General features: G+C 45.4%; 16 protein-coding genes. 10 read left to right on the top strand and 6 right to left on the bottom strand.

Annotation, left to right across the window (positions count from 1 at the left end; genetic code table 11):
* Positions 1-32 precede the first annotated feature (32 nt).
* The 9 genes from mraY to FAM09_RS02660 all read left to right on the top strand — a co-directional run bounded on the left by mraY (position 33) and on the right by FAM09_RS02660 (position 13,054).
* Positions 33-1,313, top strand: coding sequence for a phospho-N-acetylmuramoyl-pentapeptide-transferase (gene mraY / locus FAM09_RS02705; protein ID WP_136575534.1), 1,281 nt, complete (start codon positions 33-35; stop codon positions 1,311-1,313).
* Positions 1,314-1,541: 228 nt separating this feature from the next.
* Positions 1,542-2,882, top strand: a complete 1,341-nt coding sequence (murD, locus tag FAM09_RS02700; protein ID WP_136575533.1) for a UDP-N-acetylmuramoyl-L-alanine--D-glutamate ligase — start codon at positions 1,542-1,544, stop codon at positions 2,880-2,882.
* 34 nt (positions 2,883-2,916) lie between these two features.
* On the top strand, positions 2,917-4,389 hold the full coding sequence (locus FAM09_RS02695) for an FtsW/RodA/SpoVE family cell cycle protein (RefSeq protein WP_136575532.1): 1,473 nt from the start codon (positions 2,917-2,919) through the stop codon (positions 4,387-4,389).
* A 9-nt stretch (positions 4,390-4,398) separates the two neighbouring features.
* The gene (gene murG, locus FAM09_RS02690; RefSeq protein ID WP_136575531.1) at positions 4,399-5,544 is read left to right on the top strand and encodes an undecaprenyldiphospho-muramoylpentapeptide beta-N-acetylglucosaminyltransferase; all 1,146 of its coding nucleotides are present in this window, start codon (positions 4,399-4,401) and stop codon (positions 5,542-5,544) included.
* Between the two features lie 175 nt (positions 5,545-5,719).
* Positions 5,720-7,105 (top strand): UDP-N-acetylmuramate--L-alanine ligase, encoded by a 1,386-nt coding sequence (gene murC / locus FAM09_RS02685; protein ID WP_136575530.1) that lies wholly within the window; start codon positions 5,720-5,722, stop codon positions 7,103-7,105.
* Positions 7,106-7,207: 102 nt separating this feature from the next.
* Positions 7,208-7,984 (top strand): cell division protein FtsQ/DivIB, encoded by a 777-nt coding sequence (locus FAM09_RS02680; RefSeq protein ID WP_136575529.1) that lies wholly within the window; start codon positions 7,208-7,210, stop codon positions 7,982-7,984.
* Between the two features lie 190 nt (positions 7,985-8,174).
* The gene (gene ftsA, locus FAM09_RS02675) at positions 8,175-9,551 is read left to right on the top strand and encodes a cell division protein FtsA (RefSeq protein WP_136575528.1); all 1,377 of its coding nucleotides are present in this window, start codon (positions 8,175-8,177) and stop codon (positions 9,549-9,551) included.
* Between the two features lie 403 nt (positions 9,552-9,954).
* Positions 9,955-11,820 (top strand): cell division protein FtsZ, encoded by a 1,866-nt coding sequence (gene ftsZ / locus FAM09_RS02670; RefSeq protein WP_136575527.1) that lies wholly within the window; start codon positions 9,955-9,957, stop codon positions 11,818-11,820.
* Between the two features lie 307 nt (positions 11,821-12,127).
* Complete coding sequence (locus FAM09_RS02660) at positions 12,128-13,054, top strand: TIGR01777 family oxidoreductase (RefSeq protein ID WP_136575526.1); 927 nt, start codon at positions 12,128-12,130, stop codon at positions 13,052-13,054.
* A gap of 1 nt (position 13,055) precedes the next feature.
* On the opposite strand, the gene FAM09_RS02655 is transcribed toward FAM09_RS02660, so the two are convergent.
* The 4 genes from FAM09_RS02655 to FAM09_RS02640 all read right to left on the bottom strand — a co-directional run bounded on the left by FAM09_RS02655 (position 13,056) and on the right by FAM09_RS02640 (position 18,154).
* Positions 13,056-13,859, bottom strand: a complete 804-nt coding sequence (locus FAM09_RS02655; RefSeq protein ID WP_136575525.1) for an ABC transporter permease — start codon at positions 13,857-13,859, stop codon at positions 13,056-13,058.
* Position 13,860: 1 nt separating this feature from the next.
* Positions 13,861-14,757, bottom strand: coding sequence for an ABC transporter ATP-binding protein (locus FAM09_RS02650; RefSeq protein ID WP_136575524.1), 897 nt, complete (start codon positions 14,755-14,757; stop codon positions 13,861-13,863).
* Between the two features lie 166 nt (positions 14,758-14,923).
* On the bottom strand, positions 14,924-15,583 hold the full coding sequence (locus tag FAM09_RS02645; RefSeq protein WP_136575523.1) for a peptidase M10: 660 nt from the start codon (positions 15,581-15,583) through the stop codon (positions 14,924-14,926).
* Between the two features lie 189 nt (positions 15,584-15,772).
* Positions 15,773-18,154, bottom strand: coding sequence for a 3-hydroxyacyl-CoA dehydrogenase/enoyl-CoA hydratase family protein (locus FAM09_RS02640; protein ID WP_136575522.1), 2,382 nt, complete (start codon positions 18,152-18,154; stop codon positions 15,773-15,775).
* Positions 18,155-18,306: 152 nt separating this feature from the next.
* On the opposite strand from FAM09_RS02640, the gene FAM09_RS02635 reads away from it, so the two are divergent.
* A complete protein-coding gene (locus FAM09_RS02635) occupies positions 18,307-19,623 on the top strand; it encodes a glycerate kinase type-2 family protein (RefSeq protein ID WP_136575521.1) in 1,317 nt (438 codons plus the stop codon).
* Between the two features lie 79 nt (positions 19,624-19,702).
* On the opposite strand, the gene FAM09_RS02630 is transcribed toward FAM09_RS02635, so the two are convergent.
* Both FAM09_RS02630 and metG read right to left on the bottom strand, forming a co-directional pair.
* Positions 19,703-20,575, bottom strand: a complete 873-nt coding sequence (locus FAM09_RS02630) for an NAD(P)-dependent oxidoreductase (protein WP_136575520.1) — start codon at positions 20,573-20,575, stop codon at positions 19,703-19,705.
* A gap of 77 nt (positions 20,576-20,652) precedes the next feature.
* The gene (metG, locus tag FAM09_RS02625; protein ID WP_136575519.1) at positions 20,653-22,767 is read right to left on the bottom strand and encodes a methionine--tRNA ligase; all 2,115 of its coding nucleotides are present in this window, start codon (positions 22,765-22,767) and stop codon (positions 20,653-20,655) included.
* Between the last annotated feature and the right edge of the window lie 88 nt (positions 22,768-22,855).

Genomic DNA, 22,855 nt, shown 5'->3' with positions numbered 1-22,855 from the left:
GATGAGGTCGTATACACCTAAAATAAACCAACATGTTGTACCATTTAATTGATTGGTTAAAGGAATTGGGGGTTAAGATGCCGGGTAATTTACTGTTTCAGTTTATTACATCCCGGGTATTGCTGGCAGTGATCCTGTCACTGGTGATATCTGCTGTGTTTGGAAAGCAGTTCATCAATTACCTGCGAAGAAAGCAGGTAGGTGAAACCGTTCGTGATCTGGGGTTAGCCGGCGAACAACAAAAAAAAGGAACACCAACCATGGGTGGTTTTATCATCATCCTGGCCATTCTGGTGCCCACCTTATTGCTGGCCGACTTAAGCAAAGCATATATCCGGCTCATGCTCTTTGCAACTGTATGGTTGGGACTGATCGGTTTTATTGACGATTACCTGAAACTGCGGGCCAAAAAGCTGGCACAGCAACAAGGGATCGCTTATAAGAAAGGAGATAAAGACGGTTTGGCCGGCTGGTTTAAGATATTAGGACAGGTGGTATTGGGTTTTGTGGTAGCGATGACGCTGTTGTTTAACAACAATACAAAAGTGTGGCGCGAATATACCGGCGATACGTTGCCGGCTGATACAACGAATTTCCGTCATGTGCCACTGGACAATAAAGAAAAGGTATTTGTAATAGCCGATGAGCCCATTACAACCATTCCGTTTGTAAAGTCGCACGAGTTTAACTATTCAAAGTTATTGCCGGCTGGCTTACGCTCTTTGACCTGGATATTGTATGTGATCATAGTGATCATTATAGTAACCGCTGTATCGAATGGCGCCAATATAACCGATGGTATAGATGGGTTGGCCACGGGTACCAGTGCGATCATCGGTGCGTGTTTGGGCATCTTTGCCTATGCCAGCGGTAACCTTCGGTTTGCCGAATATCTGAACATCATGTACATCCCCAACCTGGGTGAGTTGTCTATATTCATTGGAGCGCTTATCGGGGCGTGCGTAGGGTTCCTGTGGTATAATGCATATCCGGCGCAGGTGTTTATGGGTGATACAGGTAGTTTAACACTAGGCGGTATCATTGCGGCGCTGGCCATTATTGTTAGAAAAGAATTGCTGATACCTATTTTCTGCGGTGTGTTCCTGGTTGAGAACTTAAGCGTGATCCTGCAGGTAACTTATTTCAAATACACGAAACGGAAATATGGTGAAGGTAAACGGATCTTCCTGATGAGCCCGCTGCACCACCACTATCAGAAACTGGGCTATCATGAATCGAAGATCGTTACGAGATTCTGGATCGTGACCATTCTGTGCATCGTGTTTGCGATCGTAACCCTGAAAATAAGATAATAGTAGCGAGACCGGTTAGCCGGTACCTTAAAAATATAGTGACCAGATTACTGAAAAACCATCACTCTGAATTTCCACTTAAGGAAAACCAATCATAGTAGTAGGTAGAGTGTGGTAGGACAGTAAGAATTCAAACTATCGAAGAACCCCCTTTAATCCGAATTACCCGAATGGTAACAATATAAGGAACCGCGCCGAAGGCGCGGCATAAATGGAGTTAGTAATTACATGAGTAAGCGTTTGGTTATACTTGGAGCCGGCGAAAGCGGCGTTGGCACTGCCATCCTTGGCGTGCAAAAAGGGTATGATGTATTTGTATCAGACGGTGGACCGGTTAAGGAGAAGTACCAGGAAGAACTGAACAAGCATGGCATAGTGTGGGAAGCAAATCAACATACCGAAGAGAAGATCCTGAATGCGGATGAAGTGATGAAAAGCCCGGGCATTCCTGAAAAGAACGAACTCGTAAAGAAGATCAGGAAGAAAGGGATACCGGTGATCAGTGAAATAGAATTTGCATACCGCTACAAAGGCAACAGTAAGATCATTGGCATTACCGGCAGTAACGGAAAGACCACTACGACGTCATTGATGTACCACATTTGTAAAACAGGTGGTTTGGATTGTGCGCTCGTAGGCAACATCGGGTATTCATTCGCAAAGCAAATTGCTGAAGATCCAAAAGAATGGTACGTGGCAGAGATCAGCAGTTTTCAGTTGGATGATATCCATACGTTCAGGCCGGATGTAGCTATACTCACCAATATCTCAGAAGACCATTTAGATCGCTATGATTACCGGTTCGAAAATTACATACACAGTAAGTTTCGGATAACAGAGAATCAAACGGAGCAGGACTATTTTATTTACTGTGCCGATGATCCGGTAACCATGCAATATTTAGAGAAATATTCCATCAAATCTAACCCATTACCATTCAGTATGAGCAAAGAATTACCCCAGGGCGGTTTTATCAGGAACGGACAGATGACTGTAGCAGTTGACGATGAGAGAATGCAGATGAATGTGAACGATTTTACATTAAAGGGCAAACATAACCAGAACAACACGATGGCAGCAAGTTTAGGTGGCGTAACGGTGGGGATTCGCAAAGAGAAGATCCGCGTAGCCGTTCAAACGTTCGAATCGCTGGCACACAGAATGGAGCCAGTGAGCACCATACGCGGGGTTGAGTTCATCAATGATAGCAAGTCTACCAACGTGAACAGCACGTGGTTTGCCCTGGAAAGTATGGATCGGCCTACGATCTTGATTTTGGGTGGCGTAGATAAAGGAAATGATTACTCTATCCTTACAGACCTGGTTCGGGAGAAAGTAAAAGCGATTGTGTGTTTGGGTACCGATAACCGTAAGATCCATGAGGCTTTTAAAAGCGATGTGCAACTGATGGTAAACACCAGCAGTGCCGATGAAGCAGTAAAAGCTGCGTTTCATTTTGCCAGTCCGGGCGACACCGTTTTGTTAAGTCCGGCCTGTGCGAGCTTCGACCTGTTCAAGAATTATGAAGATCGGGGTGATCAGTTTAAGAAGGCGGTAAGGGAATTATAAGAACACTGGTAAAGATATTTCAGTTAATAGATAAATGACAGGCGCAAACGACATATCGTTAAAGGAGCCAAACCTGCCTGCGGGCGGGCAGGCGCAAAGCGGCCTGCTGAGCAAAACCCGGGGCGATAAAGTTATCTGGGCCATTGTGGTCTTGTTGGCATTGGTGTCGATGCTGGCGGTATATAGTTCAACCGGGTTATTAGCTTACAAGTATAACCGCGGCAACACAGAGGTATACCTGTTCAAACAGGTAATATTTACTGCTGTGGGGTTAGCTATTATTTATTTTTCGCACCGGGTAAATTATACTTTGTATTCAAGGGTGGCGCGCATTTTATTTATGCTGTCGATCCCCTTATTGATATACACATTATTCTTTGGGTTAAAATTAAATGAAGGTAGCCGGTGGATTCGGCTACCTATCATTAATCTAACATTTCAAACTTCCGACCTGGCTAAACTGGCGTTGTTCATGTTCCTGAGCCGCTTGTTAAGCAAGAAGCAGGAAGTGATCAAGGATTTTAAAAAAGGGTTTATCCCGGTCATAATGCCGGTGGCCATCATCTGTATATTGATAGCACCGGCCAACCTGTCAACTGCATTGCTGGTAGCCGCTACCAGCATGTTGTTATTATTTATAGGCAGGGCAAGCACCAAACACCTGTTGCTGACGATGGGCGTTGCTGCCATACCGGTTGCCATACTGGTGATGATAGCCGTGGCATTCTATGATAAAAAGGAAGAGAAATGTAGCGAACTGCCATTCTTTATACAAGTAGGTCGGGTGCCTACCTGGATAAGCCGCGTGCAGAACTTTATTTATGACAGCAAGCAGGTAGATAAAGATGAGAATTACCAGATAAACCAGTCAAAGATCGCCATTGCAAAAGGCGGCTTGCTGGGACTAGGACCAGGTAATAGTCAAACACGCAACTTTTTACCGCATCCATATTCGGATTTCATTTTTGCGATCATCATTGAAGAATATGGACTGATAGGAGGCGGTTTTATTTTATTTGTATACCTGCTGTTCCTGTTACGAAGTATACGAATATTCAAAAAATGCCCTTATGCTTTTGGGGCATTTCTGGCGTTGGGGTTAAGCTTTACCCTGGTGATACAGGCACTGATCAATATGGCGGTAACCGTGAATTTGTTCCCGGTAACAGGGGTGACCTTACCGCTAGTAAGTATGGGCGGAAGTTCATTTTTGTTCACCTGCTTAGCCATTGGCATCATTCTGAGTGTAGCGAGAAATGTTGAACAGTTGGAAGCGCCGGTAGATGCTGACAATGCAAAAGCGAAGGAAGCCAAAGTGAAAAAGAAAGCTGCAGATGCAAAGGCCGTAGAAGGAGAAGAGGAGGTGGAGGAAGAAGAGGAAACGCCGGTAAAGGTTAAAAAGGAGAAAGCGACCAGGAAGAAGGAAAAGGTAGAAACTACTGAAGAGAAGGCGGCAAAACTCAGAGCATTGAAGCCTTTGCTTGACGAGGGGAATAAAGAAAATTAAACAACGCACATGAGCGAGTCGCAAAATAAAGTATTAGGCAACCAGCGTCCCTCCACCGGAGGGGTTAGGGGCGGCCGGATAATCATAGCAGGAGGAGGAACAGGCGGACACATTTTTCCGGCTGTGGCTATTGCACATGCCTTGCGTAAGCTGCAACCCAACATCGAGATCTTATTTGTTGGCGCCAAAGGAAAAATGGAAATGGAAAAAGTGCCGCAAGCGGGATACAATATTAAAGGGCTGGATATAGCAGGGTTTAACAGAAGTTCTTTGATTAAGAATATCGGACTGCCATTCAAACTGATAAAAAGTTTCTGGCAGGTACGAAGCATTATTAAATCATTTCAACCCAATGCGGTCATTGGTGTGGGTGGCTATTCCAGTTTTCCGGTATTGCGTTATGCGCAGACCCAGGGAATTGCCACTTTCATTCATGAAGCCAATTCATTTGCCGGTAAGGCGAACATTATGCTGGGTAAAAATGCCAGTAAAATATTCGTAGCTACCGATGGCATGGAAAAGTTTTTTCCGGCAGAAAAGATCATGATCACCGGCAACCCGGTAAGGCAGAATATTGTGAACAATACCATTAGCAGAAACGCCGGTATTGAGTTCTTTGAATTGGACCCGGCAAAGAAGACGGTGTTTGTTACCGGCGGCAGCCTGGGTGCAAAAGGAATTAACGAAGCTATCGATGCCAGCATCTCTGCATTTGCTAAGAATAATGTGCAGTTGATATGGCAAACCGGTAAACCATATGCAGAGAAAGCCAGTGCACTGGCCGTGGAGAATAAGAACATCTGGGCCAATAGTTTTATAACCCAAATGGAGTATGCATATTCCGCCGCAGATGTAGTGATCTCAAGAGCTGGCGCCATGTCGGTGGCTGAATTATGTGTGGCGAAGAAACCAGTGGTGTTTGTACCCTTTCCATTTGCAGCAGAAGATCACCAAACGGCCAATGCGCAAAACCTGGTGAACAAACAAGCCGGGTTAATGATAAAGGACAGCGAAGCGAAAGAGAAACTGGTGCCAACGGTAATTGCCCTGGCTCATGATGAACAACAACAGAACATGCTTAAAGAGAATATAGCGAAGCTGGCAATCACAAATGCAGATGAGGTTGTTGCGAGAGAAATATTGAGGATAATATAGGGCTGAAGTAGGAGGTAGGAAGTAAGAGGTAAGAAGTGGTGATTTGGAGATTTTTGAATTAGCGATTTCGGGATTTCATTTTAGTCGGTATTTGTATTTCAAATCACAAAATCGAAAAATCTCGAAATCAGAAATCACTGCAGACTACCTATTCACGATTAACGATTCACAAAACATGGTTGACATAAAAGACATAAAGAAAGTTTATTTCATAGGCATTGGTGGGATAGGAATGAGTGCGCTGGCCCGCTATTTCAAGTTTCACGGAAAAGAAGTAAGTGGGTACGACAAAACCGAAACCCTGCTTACAAAGCAACTGACCAGTGAAGGCATTCCGGTACACTATGAAGATAACCTGGATCTGGCGCCAAAAGATGCACAATTAATAGTGTATACGCCGGCAGTGCCGAAGGAACATACCGAGTTGTTGTACTACCAGCAAAACAACTATCCGTTGTTGAAACGAAGTGAAGTGCTGGGCGCCATAACCAGAAGTTCTTTTAATATCTGTGTAGCAGGAACCCATGGTAAAACAACCATTACTACCATGGTGGCGCATATCCTGCGGCATAGTGAATATGGTTGTAATGCTTTCCTGGGCGGAATTGCCGTAAACTATAACAGCAATTACTGGAGCCATGAACGCGATACCTGTGTAGTGGAAGCTGATGAATACGATCGCAGTTTTTTACGGTTGACGCCGGATGTAGCGGTGATCAGCGCCATGGACCCCGATCACCTGGACATTTACGGAACACCCGCTACCATGGAAGAAGCGTTCATTGAATTTGCCGGAAAAATAAAGCCCGGTGGTTTATTGATAAGCAAGCATGGTTTGCCGAGAGGAAAGGAATTGAAAGCGCCGAACCATTTCACTTATCATTTGAAAAATACCGAAGCCGATATATATGCCTGTAATATTCAAATGCATCATGGTACTTATGAATTTGATGTGCAGGTGAAAGATTGGCGGTTGTTGAATGTGGTGTTGAATATGGGAGGCTTACATAACATAGAAAACGTAATAGCAGCAATTGCCATTGCACATCGCCTGGGAATTGCTGATGAAAAAATTAAAGCGGCAGTAGAAGCATTCAGGGGAGTAAGACGGCGATTTGAATATGTGATCAAAACACCCGAAGTAACATTTGTTGACGATTACGCGCATCACCCGGAAGAATTGCGGGCTTTAATAACCGGTGCAAAAGGATTGTTTGGCAACATGAAGTGTACGGTGGTGTTTCAACCGCATCTGTTCACCCGCACGAGGGACCTGGCCACTGAATTTGCAGAAGTATTGGATATGGCCGATGAAGTAGTGCTGTTGCCCATTTATCCGGCGAGAGAGTTACCAATAGAAGGAGTAACAAGCAATACGATACTAAACAAGATGCAGAATAAGAACAGGCAGGTGTTGAATAAAGAGGAATTGTTGGCATATATAAAAGAGGTGCGGAGCAAGGCAACTAAAACTGGGAATGGTTGGTTATTGATCACAGCCGGCGCCGGTGATATTGATACGCTGGTGCAGCCGATCAAAGCGATCATTGAATCGAAATAAAGAAATGAATCGTCCATGAAAAATTTTCATTATGACATTTAAGGCAATGAAAATTTTGTCATGGTAAGATCCATCTGGCCAACCGACAATTAAAATGTTCAGATGAAAAAGAAACGCTCTATCAGGAAATTAATTGTAGTGTCTTTCTGGCTGTGTGTAGCAGCCGGCACTATGGTATTGCTGGTAGCGGCAATGAACGTACAGAACAATAAGAGCTGTAAAGGATATGCCATCAGCATCAAAGGAAAAGCTGACCAATGGTTCCTCGATAAAAAAGATATAGCGGCGCTGCTGATCGTGCAGGGGGGTGTCCAGGGCCGGTCAGTAAAAAGTTTTGACCTGCGCAGAATGGAGAACCAGTTGAAGAATAATGTGTGGGTAAAGGATGCAGAGTTGTTCTTTGATAATAGCCGGGTATTGCAGGTGCGCATAGAAGAACGCGTGCCCGTGGCCAGGTTATTCACCGTTACAGGCAATAGCTTTTACATTGACAGCAGTGGCGAAAGATTACCGTTGTCGGATAAATTTTCAGCCCGCTTACCGGTTTTTACCGGCTTTCCTTCGGAAAGAGATAAACTGAAAGGAGCAGATAGTGTGTTGGTTCGGGATATAATTAATATAAGCGACTACCTGATGCATGATGAATTTTGGATGGCGCAGGTTTCGCAAATAGACATCCAGGCAGATCGCACATTTGAAATGATACCCGTGGTAGGCAACCATATCATTCAGTTTGGAGACGGTACCGATTATGAGAAGAAGTTTAAACGGTTGCTGTTGTTTTATCAACAGGTGTTGAGCAAAACAGGAATGGATGTGTACCAAACGCTGAACGTACGATACGCGCGACAAGTGATTGGGGTGAAAAGTGGCACATAAAGAAAGTAAATAAGAATAATTGATAAAAGGGTGAAATAGGTAAACGAAGTAAGAAGTCAGAGGCAGGAAGTAGGAAATCAGAGATTGAAAAATCGATGTTCGAATAGTAATTCAGATGAAAAATTAGGACAGCCTTTGCCGATTGCCGTTTCACGATACCCCATTTACAACAACTAAAAACAGGATAAGTATGCAACACGAACAACAACCCATTATTGTCGGACTGGATATCGGTACGACAAAGATTGCCGCGATTGCCGGCCGAAAGAACGAATTCGGCAAGTTGGAGATCCTTGGCTTTGGCCGGGCAAACTCCAACGGTGTTAAGCACGGGCAAGTGCTTAATATCGATGAAACGATCAAGGCCATTACCATGGCACTTGAAAATTGTTACGCATCAAATCCCGGATTGGAGATCTCTGAAGTATACGTAGGTATTGCAGGTCATCATATAAAAAGCCTGCAAACCCGCGGTGACATTGTGCGTCATCAAACCGATGATGAGATCTCGCAACGGGAGATCGATCAGTTGATAGCAGATCAGTACAAAACGTACATTCCTGCCGGTGATCAGATCATCGATGTGATACCCCAGGAGTTTACAGTTGATAATTTTCAAAATATTCCTAACCCAATTGGCTATGGTGGCGTGAAAATTGGTGCTAATTTCCACATCATCACCGGTGATAGAAATGCCATTCGCAACATTACCCGCGCTGTAGAGAAAAGTGGATTGAAAACAAAGGACCTGGTGTTGCAACCGCTGGCCTCTGCTTCAGCCGTTATGGGAACTGAAGACCTGGAAGCAGGTGTAGCCATCGTTGATATTGGTGGTGGTACTACCGACCTGGCTGTTTTCTATGAAGGTATTTTAAAACACACGGCGGTTATACCGTTTGGTGGTGAGAACATTACCAACGATATTAAAACCGGTTTGGGAGTTTTGAAAACACAAGCCGAGCAAATGAAAGTGCAGTTTGGTAGCGCGCTGGCCAACGAAGCCCGCAGCAATGCGTTCATTACCATTCCTGGTTTGCGTGGAATGCCTGCCAAAGAGATCAGTGTAAAGAACCTGGCCAACATCATACAGGCCCGTATGAGCGAGATCATGGATTTCGTTACCTATCACTTAAAGCAGGTTGGTTTAGATAACCGCATGCTGAACGGTGGCGTGGTATTGACCGGCGGTGGTTCACAATTAAAACACCTCATCCAGTTAACAGAATATGTAACCGGCCTGAATGCCCGCATCGGCTTTCCGACCGAACACCTGGCAGCAGGACATATTGAAGAATTAGCCCGCCCAACCTATTCAACTTGTATTGGTCTTATTTTGAAAGGCTACAGCGATTATGAAAATCATCGCAAACAATTCGAGAACCAGTTCAGAAAATTGGAAATACCTGAAAACCTGCGCAAGGCAGAGCTGGTTGAAGAAGAAGTGATGGATGATGAAGAATCACAGGCGCAAAAAGTAAGGAACCGGAAAGGAATAAAAGACTTCTGGGGCAAGTTCAAAGATGGTATCATTGAATTGTTCAAGGAAGAAGAAGACCACGCTTTGTAAAGGCACAAGGTCCAAGGCCCAAGGTCCAAGGCCCAAGGCACAAGGTCCAAGGCACAAGGTCCAAGGCCCAAGGCACAAGGTCCAAGGCACAAGGTCCAAGGCCCAAGGCACAAGGCACAAGGTCCAAGGTCCAAGGCACAAGGCACAAGGTCCAAGGCACAAGAAAAGCCAAGGACTCAAGGCACAAGTAAAATACAAGTAACAGACTTTAATAACAGACCACGTACATTCAACCTATTGAAAAGAAAATCCGGGGAATATGAAAAGTACCGGCATGACAACGGAAAGTTTGCCTACACAACACGAACCGTTGGCATGCAAAATTGTTAAACTAACCCGTTATTCTTAATCTGGTCTCAACAGCGAGTGAGGGTAGGCTGGTGGGGCTGTTAAACAGTAAGCTATGATTCATTTTGATTTACCAAAGGAAAAATCATCTATCATCAAAGTCATTGGTGTAGGTGGCGGAGGCAGCAATGCGGTTAACCACATGTTTGGCCAGAACATCGAGGGTGTAAATTTTATTATTTGTAACACCGATGCACAGGCTATATCCCAAAGCAATGTGCCGAATAAAGTGCAGTTAGGACCTCATCTTACGCAAGGACTGGGTGCAGGTGCCAACCCCGAGATAGGCAAGCAGGCCACAGTAGAAAGCTTTGAAGAGATCAAGCGCATTTTGGAAGTAAATACCAAGATGGCGTTTATTACTGCGGGTATGGGTGGCGGAACCGGAACGGGTGGCGCTCCCATTATTGCTAAAATATGTAAAGAGCTTGACATACTTACTGTTGGTATTGTAACTACGCCATTTTCATACGAGGGTAAAAAGCGGCAGTTGCAGGCTGAATTTGGTATAAAAGAACTGAAACAATCTGTTGATACGTTGCTGGTGATCAGTAATGACAAGCTGCGTCATCAGTTTGGTAATTTGAAAATGAAAGAAGCTTTTGCCAAAGCCGATAACGTTTTGGCAACAGCCGCCAAATGTATTACCGATGTAATTAACAGCACCGGTCAGATCAACGTTGACTTTGCGGATGTATGTACCGTAATGCGCAATGGTGGCGTAGCTATTTTGGGTAGCGGAGCTTGCAACGGGGAAGACAGGGCGTTGCGTACCATCGAAGAAGCATTGAGCTCACCATTATTGAACGATAATGATATCCGTGGCGCTAAATGGATCTTAATTAATATTAATTCTGCTGAAGGCGATCATGAGTTCACAATGGATGAAGTAGAGGTCATTCAGAACTACCTGTTAAACCAGGCCGGAGAAGGTACCGACGTAATACTGGGTATGGGATACGACAACTCGCTGGGCGATAAACTGGGTATTACCCTTATTGCCACCGGCTTTGAACATAAAGACCCTTTTAAGAAAGCTGCTAAAAAAGCGGAGCCTAAAAAGGACGACAAGATCATTCTTTCTTTAGAACAACAACCGGAAAAGCCCGCAAAAAGGGAACAACCTGTTGCCGAGAAAAAAGAAGAAAAGGTGGAGCCGGTTATCAAACCTGAGCTGGCGCCTAAATTGATTGATACGGAAGCGACCACAGCTTCCACGCCGTTAGAGCTTTTTACGAGAGAGGAAACTGGTAAAACTACTGTGGACAATGGCGTGGATAAAAATGGCGCCCCGGAAAAAATTGAATGGGTACTTTCGCAACCATCCGACCCCGTTGAGCAGGTAAATACCTCAACAATTAAGCAACAGCAACAACAGCCTCAAAAGACTCAAAATAGTTCTTCGACGTCTGCAGCGTCCGGAGGATACTTGGCCAAGCCATCCAATATTTATGCAGAACCAAAAGCAGATGAATCCAAATCTGAACACACCCCTGTGAAAGATCCAAACCGGAATGCCAGTGCACCAATCCAGGAAGATGATTCCAATGATCTGCACCTGGTATTCAAAGATGATATTCCAGCGGCGGATGTGCCTGGGGCCTACCATTCTCAACCCCCTGTTAGTAACGGCAACATTTCTGTTGAGGACCTGGCTATGCTAGACGAAGCAGAAGAACAAAAACGCCGAGCTGCTGAACGAATACAGAAATTGCGCAATCTTTCGTTCAATATTAATGGAGCAGACCCTAACAACGAGTTTGAAACTGTGCCGGCATACATCCGCCGCAATTTGGAACTGTATAACACGATCTCTAGCGTAGAAAACTTCTACAGCAAGTACGAAGTGAAAACCGACGAAAATAATAATGCCCAGATCTCTACATTGAACACGTTTTTAGATGGGCAAAAACCTGATTAATAAATGTTGTTTTGTATCTGTCCCACCCAGTGTGCTACTTGTTCCTTTTTTTAGAGTAAAGGTTTACTGAGCAAGGGCACCGGGTCTAAATCGATTGTTTAAACACAGCGATTGTTGTTTTTAGTTGTAGTCCCCCCGACTAATCGGGGGGATTTTTTTTAAAGAAAGTTAAGATGAGGAATGAGGAACAGAGAAATGAAAAAGGCAAAATCCCTGAAACTTGTAACCGGTAACTTGTAACCTGTAACTGCCATCCGGTAATCTGAAACTGGTAACTGGTAACCGACAATAATCCTAACTTTGTATTATGGCTACTATTCTTATCACCGGCGGTACTGGCACCATCGGCAAAGCCCTGAGCAGAGCCCTCACCGCAAAGCAACACCAGGTAATTATTTTAAGCCGCCATCCCCGGACAGGCACAGACGCAGTGTCGTATGCCGCGTGGGACCCGGCTAAGCAGACTATCGATATAGAAGCGTTGCAAAAAGCCGATTATATTATTAACCTGGCCGGCGCCGGCGTGGCTGATAAACGGTGGACGAAAAAGCGTAAAGCAGAACTGGTTGATAGCCGGGTGCAAAGTGGTGCGCTGCTGGTAAAGGCCTTACAGGAAAATGAAAACAAAGTACAGGCGGTGATCAGTATGTCGGGCATTGGCTGGTATGGCGATGATAATAAACGTAGCGCCAAACAACCCGCTTTTTATGAAGGCGATCCGGCCGATGAAGGTTTTCTGGGCCAAACCTGCGTAAAATGGGAAGATGCCATTAAGCCCGTAACCGCATTGAATAAACGCCTGGTCATTTTTCGTAGTGGCATTGTGTTAAGCAACGACGGTGGCGCTTTAGCGGAATTTCAAAAGCCCGTACGGGCAGGTATTGCGCCGTTTTTTGGAAGCGGTGACCAGGTTACCAGTTGGATCCATATTGATGACCTGTGCCGGTTATTTATAATTTATATAGAAAACGAAAGGAAAAGCGGCATCTATAACACGGTGGCCCCTCAACCGGTGACCAATAAAAACTTTATGCTTACGCTGGCTAAAAAAATGAAAGGCCGTTTTTTTATTCCTGTATATATTCCCTCTTTTTTACTGAAGTTGATATTGGGTGAAGTAAGCATTGAAATACTGAAAAGCGCCACTGTTAGCAGTGAAAAGATCGTAAGCGGCGGTTTCCAGTTTTTATTTCCCACCCTGGATGCGGCGCTGGACGATCTTCTCAAAAAATAAACTACAGGTCATCTGTCTGGAATTTTCTTACCACAATAAATAAATACGCAGCCAGGTAAACCAATGCCAGAATAAAAATGGCGGTATAATTCGGGGGGCTAGCGGTTAGCTTGTTCATCACCCGCTGAATATGAGGAAATGGGATAAGCATATCAGTTGTTTCCAGCGGCATATAGCGACCAGAAAAGTTAGCATATCTGTTTAGGATCAGCACAATGATCTGCTCCAGCACCAGTGCATAAGAAAAGAAAACGCCAATGGCCAGTCCGCCTCTTTTAAACAAAACGCCCATCAGCAACGCAACCATAATATAGCTCATGGCCTGCAGGAAAAAGTAGCCTATATACGAAAAACCTTCGAAGCTGAATGCGGCATCGCCTTGCATATAACCGAATATCACGGCCGTAATGGCAACAACTACCGTTGATAATACGGCGAATAACGTAGCTATTATTATTTTGGAAGCAATGAACTGCTGGCGGGTCCAGCCATCAATAACATTCTGGCGGTGGGTCTTGAAGCTGTATTCATTGGTTATGGCAATGATGAGTATGAGGCCGGGAATAAATAACAGGAAACTGCTCACATGCGCCGTGGCCTGCCATACCGTAGGAAAGGAGTAGGGTGGATCGCCCAATACCATGGTGGCAATACCTTTTGCCTGCCTTTCAGCATATATTACCTGCTGTATTCTATATATAATATAATTGGCGCCAAAGATGGTGGCAATATAAAGGCATAGCAGTATCCAGAAAGCGCGATAGTTCTTCAGCTTCATCCATTCTATAGATAGCAATTGGCCCATACTATTTAGTTGTTTGGGTAAGTTCAAAAAATTTGGTTTCCAGGCTCTTTTTGCGAAGCCGCAGGTGACGAAGGGTTACGCCGTTATCAAAGCAATACCGGTTCAACGCTTCGAGTGATGCGGTGCCTGCGGTGAATGACAACTCGATATGTTGTTCGTGTGCATAAACCTTTTTGGAGCCTGGGTATTGCTGCAGTATTGCGTACAATTGATGCATGTCGGTGGCGGCCGTTTCTACAACTTCATCTGTTACCAGTATTTCATCAACATGTCCGTGAGTGATCAGCGTGCCTTTTTGCAGGATCGCTACATGGGTACAAACTTTCTCTACCTCATCGAGCAGGTGGCTGGCCATGATAATGGTTTTGCCCGACTTGCTCAGCTTTTTGATCAGTTCCCTGGTTTCTGCAATGCCCACGGGGTCCAGTCCATTGGTTGGTTCATCAAAAACCAGCACATCAGGATCTCCCAGCAGGCTGCTGGCAATGGCCAGCCGTTGTTTCATGCCTAATGAATAGGTACTGAATTTTGAAAACTTGCGCTGTTCCAGGTTAACCATTTCCAGCACGTTATCAATATCGCCCGCACCCCGTTGTTTGATCGCTGCCGCGATCTTTAAATTCTGTACGCCATTCAGGTAGTGGTAGAAGTTAGGTGTTTCCAGTAACGTACCTATCTGTTGCCGGTGTAGGTGTGTAGGCTCTTCATCGAACAATTTATAGGAACCTGCGGAGGCCTTTAATACATCGAGGATAATACCTAACAAGGTCGTTTTGCCACTGCCGTTAGGGCCCAGGATGCCAAAAACCGATCCGGGCGGCACCGAAAACGATACCCCCTTTAATGCCTTTATAAGGCCGTAATTTTTATAGAGATTATTTACGGTAAGAATAGCCATAATACCTGTTTAATATAAAGTACAACAAGTATGTCGTTGGTACAAGCCAAATATTACCAAGGGAGGAAAGTTTATGGTTTCTTGTTTTTTCATTCGGAAGGACCGAATATTGGCGGGCTGCCCGCCCTGGAAAACCAAAAACAATAAACCAGAAACAATAAACCGTTTAACTCACTGGCGGGGTATGCTTCGAATGATATAGGCTGGAAAAATCACCTACTACCGCTCTTCCATTCGTAAACAACAACTTATGAAGCTTTAATTCTTCAATATCATTTATAAGCACCTTTCGATGAACGGGATTTAAGGTACCGCCGGCTTTACCGGCTTCTGCATTGGGGTCGTATTGAAACGGTGGATCTACAATGGTGCCGCGCGGATACATTATGCCAGGGGTGTCTTTGCCCCTTATATCGAGGTTCATTGGATGAACAAGCCCCAGGGTATGACCGTATTCATGGGCGGCCGTAGTGGAAGTTTGTAAAAGATTATCCAGTTTAAAATAACCGGTATTGCAGCCAATGCCATCTACGAAAGAAATATTGCCGTTGGCGAATTCTTCAATGCGAAAAAAATTGAACCGGGGGTTATCATTGTACCATACTTTTTCGGGGTCGAGGTCGGGTTCATATATACCATCAATGTCGAACTGCACATTGAACAGGGCGCTGCCAATTTTGATCTTTGCTTTAGGTTCATTCCAGTGCTGGCTGATGTCGTCGGCTATTTGCCAGGACAGATCATTAGTGGCTGCATCTCCGTAAAAGAAGAATACAGAATGAATGATGAGTTGATTGGTAATAGTATGTAATTCGACTTCACCCATTGCCGGTTTGTAGTTTATGGTTTGTTGTTTGTGGTTGCTGACCGCGGTTTGGTCTGGCTCTATATTGCAAACCCTCTGTATTGCTTGCAGCTTGGAGCTTTTGTCTTGAAGCTTTCACAACGTAATTTAATAAAAAAGGCGCCCCGAGGTATGGGAACGCCTGTGTGTTTTCTCATGTGACGCCTATTATCAATTGCGGATAGGCTTTCCGCCTTTCAAAACACTTTGAATTCTTTCCAGGGTTTTCTTCTCGCCACAGAGCGATAAGAAGGCTTCCCTTTCCAGATCGAGTAAATATTGTTCAGATACCAAAGTGGGTTCGCTCAGGTCGCCGCCGCACATAACGTAAGCCAGCTTTTTGGCTACTACTGCATCATGATCGGTCGCATACTGCGCGCGCCACATGCCATTGATGCCGGCATATAAAGCGCCCAATGCTGAACGTCCCAACACCTTGATGTCGTTTCGTTGTACAGGTGTAACATAACCGCTTTCAAAAAGTTCAATCACACTCTTCTTGCCTTCTGCGATCCGGCGGCCCTGGTTCAGCACTACTTCATCTTTTCCTTTGCGTAAAATGCCCAGGTCGAACCCTTCATGCGCTGAAGTAGCAACTTTGGCCGTGGCTATGGTAAGAAAACGGTTCTTTAGTGTAATGGTATCCGGTTCATCTTCATGCATTTCATCTGCGGCCCGTAACACAAATTCTTTAGTACCGCCACCACCGGGTATCAATCCAACACCCAACTCAACCAAACCAATATAGGTTTCCGCGGCAGCACAAACTTTATCGGAGTGTAAACTCAACTCACAAGCGCCGCCGAGGGCCAGCGCATGCGGTGCAACCACCACAGGAACGGATGAATACCGGGCCCGCATCATGGTGTTCTGGAACATTCGAACGGCCATATCCAGCTCATCATATTCCTGTTCAATGGCAAGCATAAAAATCATGCCTACATTGGCGCCCGCGCTGAAATTAGCGCTGTCGTTGGCAATTACAACTCCTTTATATTTCGCTTCTGCTTTGGCAATTGATTGCTGAAATCCTTCCAGCACTTCACCGCCGATGCTACCCATTTTGGTATACCATTCAAGGCCTAAAACATCATCGCCCAAATGGTAGAGCCGGCAGGCGCTGTTTTTCCATACGGTCTGGTTCTCAAAATTTTTCATTACGATAAATGCATCGCCACCGGGCAACGATTTATACGATTTTGAGGCCACATCATAATACAGCCGCTTTCCATTCTCTACTTTATAAAAAGCCTTTACACCGGCTTCCAGCATTTCATTTACCCAGCCAGCTACTGAATAACCGGCTTCCTTCATTTTCTTCACAGTACTTTCAATACCCAATACATCCCAGCTTTCAAAAGCGCCGATCTCCCAGCCAAAGCCGGCCATCATGGCGTCATCTACTCGATAGATCTCGTCAGAGATCTCGGGAATACGGTGTGAGATATACGAAAACAGTCCGTAATGAAAATGACGATAGAAATCACCCGCTTTATCGGTACCGGCACATAATGCCTTTAATCTTGTTTTAAGATCATCGATCGGCCTGGCCGCTTCTACCGTAGCGAATTTTGCTTTAGACCGCGATTTGTATTCAAACGTTGTAAGGTCGAGGGAATAAATTTCCTTCTCTCCTTTTTCTCCTTTCTTCTTTACAAAAAAGCCTTGCCCGGTTTTATCGCCCAGCATATTGCTGGTCACCATTTTTTCGAGCCAGGCTGGTATTATAAAGGTATCGCGGTGCTCATCGTTGGGGCAGTTCTCATACACGCCTTTCGCCACTTTCACCAACGTGTCAATGCCCACTACATCAGCCGTTCTGAACGTAGCTGATTTAGGCCGCCCTATAACGGGACCTGTTAATGCATCAATTTCATCAACGGTTAATCCCATTTTTTCAACCAGCCCAAAGATGGCCATAATGCCATATACGCCAATACGGTTGGCAATAAATGCCGGTGTGTCTTTACACAACACGGTAGTTTTGCCCAGGTACAGATCGCCATACTGCATTAAGAAATCAACTACACCAGCATCTGTATGTGGTGTTGGAATGATCTCTAATAACCGTAAATAACGGGGCGGGTTAAAAAAGTGAGTACCGCAGAAATGTTTTTTAAAATCATCACTTCTGCCTTCGGCCATCAGGTGAATAGGAATACCTGACGTGTTGGACGTGATGAGCGTACCTGGGGTTCGGTACTTTTCTACTTCTGCAAAGATTTGTTGTTTTATATCGAGTCGTTCAACGACTACCTCAATGATCCAGTCACACCCGGTAATACTACTTATATTATCGGTAAAATTGCCCGTGGTGATCTTTTTCACCACGTCTTTCGTGTAAACAGGAGAAGGATTGCTTTTCAAAGCAGCCTGGAGGGCATCGTTAACCAGTTTATTACGGGCTGTTTTGTTTTCGCTTTCGACAGCATCTTTAGGCACCATGTCAAGTAACAACACTTGTACGCCAATGCCGGCAAAATGACAAGCTATGCGAGAACCCATAACACCACTACCCAGTACAGCTACTTTTTTAATGATTCGTTTAGTCATAAAAAAATAGTTAGCTAAACAACTATTTTCAAAGATAACTAAAAATCGTCACCTGCCAAGTGCTTTTTATAATTTAGCAGGTTAATAAGAAATTGGGCCGGAACCGGAGCCAGCCTAAGTTCCTGGCTTTCCGTTAAAACTTGCTATAAACCATGCGGAAGGATGCGCTTAAAATATTTACGGCAGGGGTGCGGGCGGTACAACCGCAGTACCTGCTGCCCAGGCATATGCGATGGCAGCAAAATCAACTGCACCTGGGCGAACAGCTTTTTAAACAGCCCGATATAAATAAGGTATTTATTATAGGCGCCGGTAAGGCCAGTGCCGCCATGGCCCGGGAAGCGGAAATTATTTTGGGAGACCGGATCGACGAGGGCGTTATAGTTACCAAGTACGAGCATGTATTTTCGCTGAAAAGAATTCGTTGCATAGAAGCCGGCCATCCGGTGCCGGATGATAACAGTTTGCAGGCGGGCCGGGAAATTCTCAAATTGCTGAAACAAGCAAATGAAAAGGATGTAGTGATTGCATTGATCAGTGGCGGCGCATCCGCGCTGATGGTAGATTGTGTGCCCGGGGTATTATTAACTGAACTGCAATCAGTCTTTAACCGGTTATTGCAATGCGGCGCCACCATTGAAGAAATGAATACCGTGCGCAAACATTTGTCGGCCGGCATTAAAGGCGGGCAGTTGATGCGCACCGCCTGGCCTGCAACGGTTGTCAACTTTATTTTAAGTGATGTAATAGGCGATCCGCTCGATAGTATTGCCAGCGGGCCTACCGTGGCCGACCGTTCTACGTTTGCCGATGCCTGGGAAATTGTTCGCAAATACCAGTTGTTAGATAAACTACCGGTAAGTATCATTCGCTGGTTGCAGTTGGGGTTGAATAAGCAGGTTGCAGAAACGCCAAAGCCCGGTGATCCCATTTTTACAAAAAGTTACAATTACCTCATAGGTACCAATCGCGTGGCGCTGGATGCGGCGGCTGACATGGCGCGGTCGCTACATTACGAGCCCGTTATTATTACCGATGCGTTGAAAGGGGAGGCGAAGGATAAAGCGCAGGAACTGGTGGAACAGGTAATAGATTACCAGGGACCGAGACCGGCTTGTTTATTATTAGGCGGTGAAACAACGGTAACCATCAGGAACCCGGGCAAAGGCGGCCGAAACCAGGAGTTTGCGCTGGCTGCGTTAATTGCTTTGCAAAAGGCTTTTCCTGGCGGTGAAGGTATGCCGGTGCTGCTCAGCGCCGGCACCGATGGCACCGATGGCCCTACCAATGCCGCCGGTGCGGTTGTGGATGCGGGTGTGTTGCAGCTGGCTGCTAAACACGGGTTACATGCCGAAAAATATCTTTCACAAAACGATTCCTGGAACTTCTTTCACCAGGCGGGCGGGCATGTTATTACGGGACCTACGCACACGAATGTAATGGATGTTATAGTTGTATTGATTCCTTGAGGATATAAATAACATTTAATGGGCAATAAGCAATTGGCAAATTCGAAATTATTCTTTGCCTATTGTCCATTGCCAATTGTCAATTGATTTCAGCTGCCTGCGAAACCGTACTCCAATCCACCTCCGGGCCCTTTTTTTCTATGAGCTGTTGCATATGGTTTTGCAGCAAATTGGCCAACGGCATTTTATGCTGTACGTGTGCTGCCTGTGATAATACAAGGTTCACGTCTTTTAATCCCAACTGCATGCTGAATCCGGCCGGTTCAAACAGGCGGTTAACAATGATGTTTCCGTAGTTGATATAAATAGGCGAGTTGAAAATAGTTTGCGTAAAGAACGACCACATTTTCTGTTTATCGATGTTACTTTTTTCGGCCAGTGCCACGCTTTCACCAATGGCTTCCAGGGCAGATGCTATCATAAAATTGCCGCAGAGTTTGATGGTGTTGGCAGCAGTAACGACATCGCCAAAATCCCATACGCCGGCGCCGCCTGCATCTTTCAATAACTGTTCAAATTGGGGGCGATGTGCTCCGCCGCCCGACATCACAAAGTTCAGCTTACGGGCACGGGCCGCTTCAGGCCGGCCAAATACCGGCGCCGCCAGGTAGTGAGAACCGTTTTGTGTATGCTGGTTGGAAAGTTCTTCGGCGGTAAGCGGCAGTATGGTGCTCATGGAAATATGAACGCTGCCCGGCTGCATATTTTTTATAAGGCCATCTTCACCCTCGCAGATACTTTTTAAAGCTTTATCGTCCGACACCATGGTGATAATAACAGTACAGGCTGCTGTTAATTCCTTTACCGTTGCACAGGCCGTTGCGCCTTTGTCGGTTAATGGTTTTGTTTTGGAAGCGGTGCGATTGTATACAAATACTTCATGCCCGCTTGTTAAAATGTTCTCTGCGATGGGCGTACCTAAATTGCCTAATCCAATGAAGCCGAGTTTCATATACTAGTATTAAAAAATGAACCCCACTTGATTTGCCATTGCGCAAAACAAGTGGGGCACAATGGTGAATAATCTATTTAACTAACAGATGAACCGTTATCAATTGCATCGACGGGATTCACAAAATGCAGTTTACCTGTTTTGTCTTCCGCCATTAATATCATGCCGTTGCTTTCAATGCCGCGCATTTTACGGGGCGCCAGGTTGGCTACCACCACCACCTGTTTACCGGTGATGTCCTCGGGTTTAAAATGTGCTGCAATACCCGAAACAATCGTACGGGTTTCAAAACCCAGGTCAACCTGCAACTTTAACAGCTTATCGGCCTTGGGCACTTTCTCCGCAGCCACAATGGTGCCTACCCGAAGATCGAGCTTGGCAAAATCATCGTACTGGATCTGTTCTTTCACTGTTTTGGGTTCAGCGCCAGCATCGGCTGCTGCGGTTTCGCCCTTCTTTGTTTCTGCCTCAGGCTTCACTGTTTCAACTGGTTTAATTAAACCAGCTTTTAATTTGGCTACCTGCGCTTCTATCTCTTCGTTTTCTATTTTCCTGAATAATAATTCCGGCGCCCGTAAACTATAACCAACACTTAGCAATTTTGTTTTACCGGCATTGTCCCAATCCAATAATTTATCTACCACCTTCATCAGGTGCAGCATTTTTTTAGAAGTGGAGGGCAGGAAAGGATTGATCAATATTGCCAGGTTGGCGGTCAACTGCAAACAAATGTGCAGACAGTTATCGATCAGTTTTTGTGCGTCAGGGTCTTCTGTCAGGCGCTTGGCAACGATCCAGGGTTCTTTTTCCTGCATGTATTTGTTGCCCTTTCTTGCCAGGTCAATAACCTCAAACAGCGCATCGCGGAATTTGAAATTCTCCAGGCTCTCTTCCACTTTTCCTTTGGCAATTTCAAATTCGGCCAACAGGTTCTTGTCAACTTCGTCCAGTACATCTGCATGTAATGGCGGTACTTTACCACCGCATAATTTGTGCATAAGCACGAAGGCGCGGTTCACAAAGTTGCCGAAGATGGAAACCAGTTCGCTGTTATTGCGGTCCTGAAAATCTTTCCAGGTAAAATCATTGTCTTTGCTTTCGGGTGCGTTGCTGCACAGCACATACCGCAACACGTCTTCACAACCCGGAAAATCTTTTATGTATTCATGCACCCATACCGCCCAGTTGCGGCTGGTTGATACTTTATCGCCTTCAATATTTAAAAACTCATTGGCCGGCACGTTATCAGGCAGTATGAATTCGCCATGCGCTTTCAACATCGCCGGGAAAATGATACAGTGAAAAACAATATTGTCTTTCCCAATGAAATGCACCAGCTTGGTGTCTTCCTTACACCAGTAATCGGCCCAGTCTTCAGTTAATTCTTTCGTTGCAGAAATATAACCGATGGGGGCATCGAACCAAACGTACAGCACTTTGCCTTCGGTATCGGGCAACGGCACTTTCACGCCCCAACTGCTGTCGCGCGTCATGGCGCGGCTTTGCAATCCGCTATCGAGCCAGCTTTTGCACTGTCCATATACGTTGTTCTTCCATTCTTTATGACCTTCCAGGATCCAGTCCTTCAGCCAGTCCTCATAATTCTGCAGCGGAAAATACCAGTGTTTGGTTTTCCGTTTTACAGGCACGGCATCGCTGAGGGTGCTGCGCGGGTTGATCAATTGTTCAGGACTTAATGAAGAACCGCATTTCTCGCACTGATCGCCGTAAGCATTGGGGTTGGCGCAAACGGGACAGGTACCGGTAATGTACCGGTCGGCGAGGAACGTATTGGTTTTTTCATCATAATACTGTTCGGTCTCTTTTTCCTCGAACAGCCCATCGTCGTACAGCTTTTTGAAAAAGGCGGCGGCCGTTTCATGGTGTACTTTGTTGGAAGTGCGGGAATAGATATCGAAAGAAATACCCATCTGATCAAAGCTTTCCCTGATCAGGGCATGGTATTTATCTACAATTTGTTGCGGGCTCACGCCTTCTTTCATGGCACGGATGGTAATGGGCACCCCATGTTCATCGCTGCCACCAATAAATTTAATATCTCTTTTCTGCGCCCGTTGGTAACGCACGTAAATATCAGCCGGTAAATAGCAGCCTGCCAGGTGACCGATATGCACGGGACCATTGGCGTACGGCAGGGCCGCTGTGACTAAATAGCGCTTAAAATTGCTCATTTTGTTTGATCGTCTTTAGTAATGCTAATCATCGTTCCTTGCCACGCTCGCTTGTACAGCATATCGCTATGCAGCGGGTGCTGGCGAA

It is taken from the genome of Niastella caeni (assembly GCF_004834005.1).
In the GTDB taxonomy this organism is placed as follows: Bacteria; Bacteroidota; Bacteroidia; order Chitinophagales; family Chitinophagaceae; genus Niastella; species Niastella caeni.
Note: the sequence above shows the minus strand (reverse complement) of the source record. Positions and strands in the feature narration are given on the sequence as shown.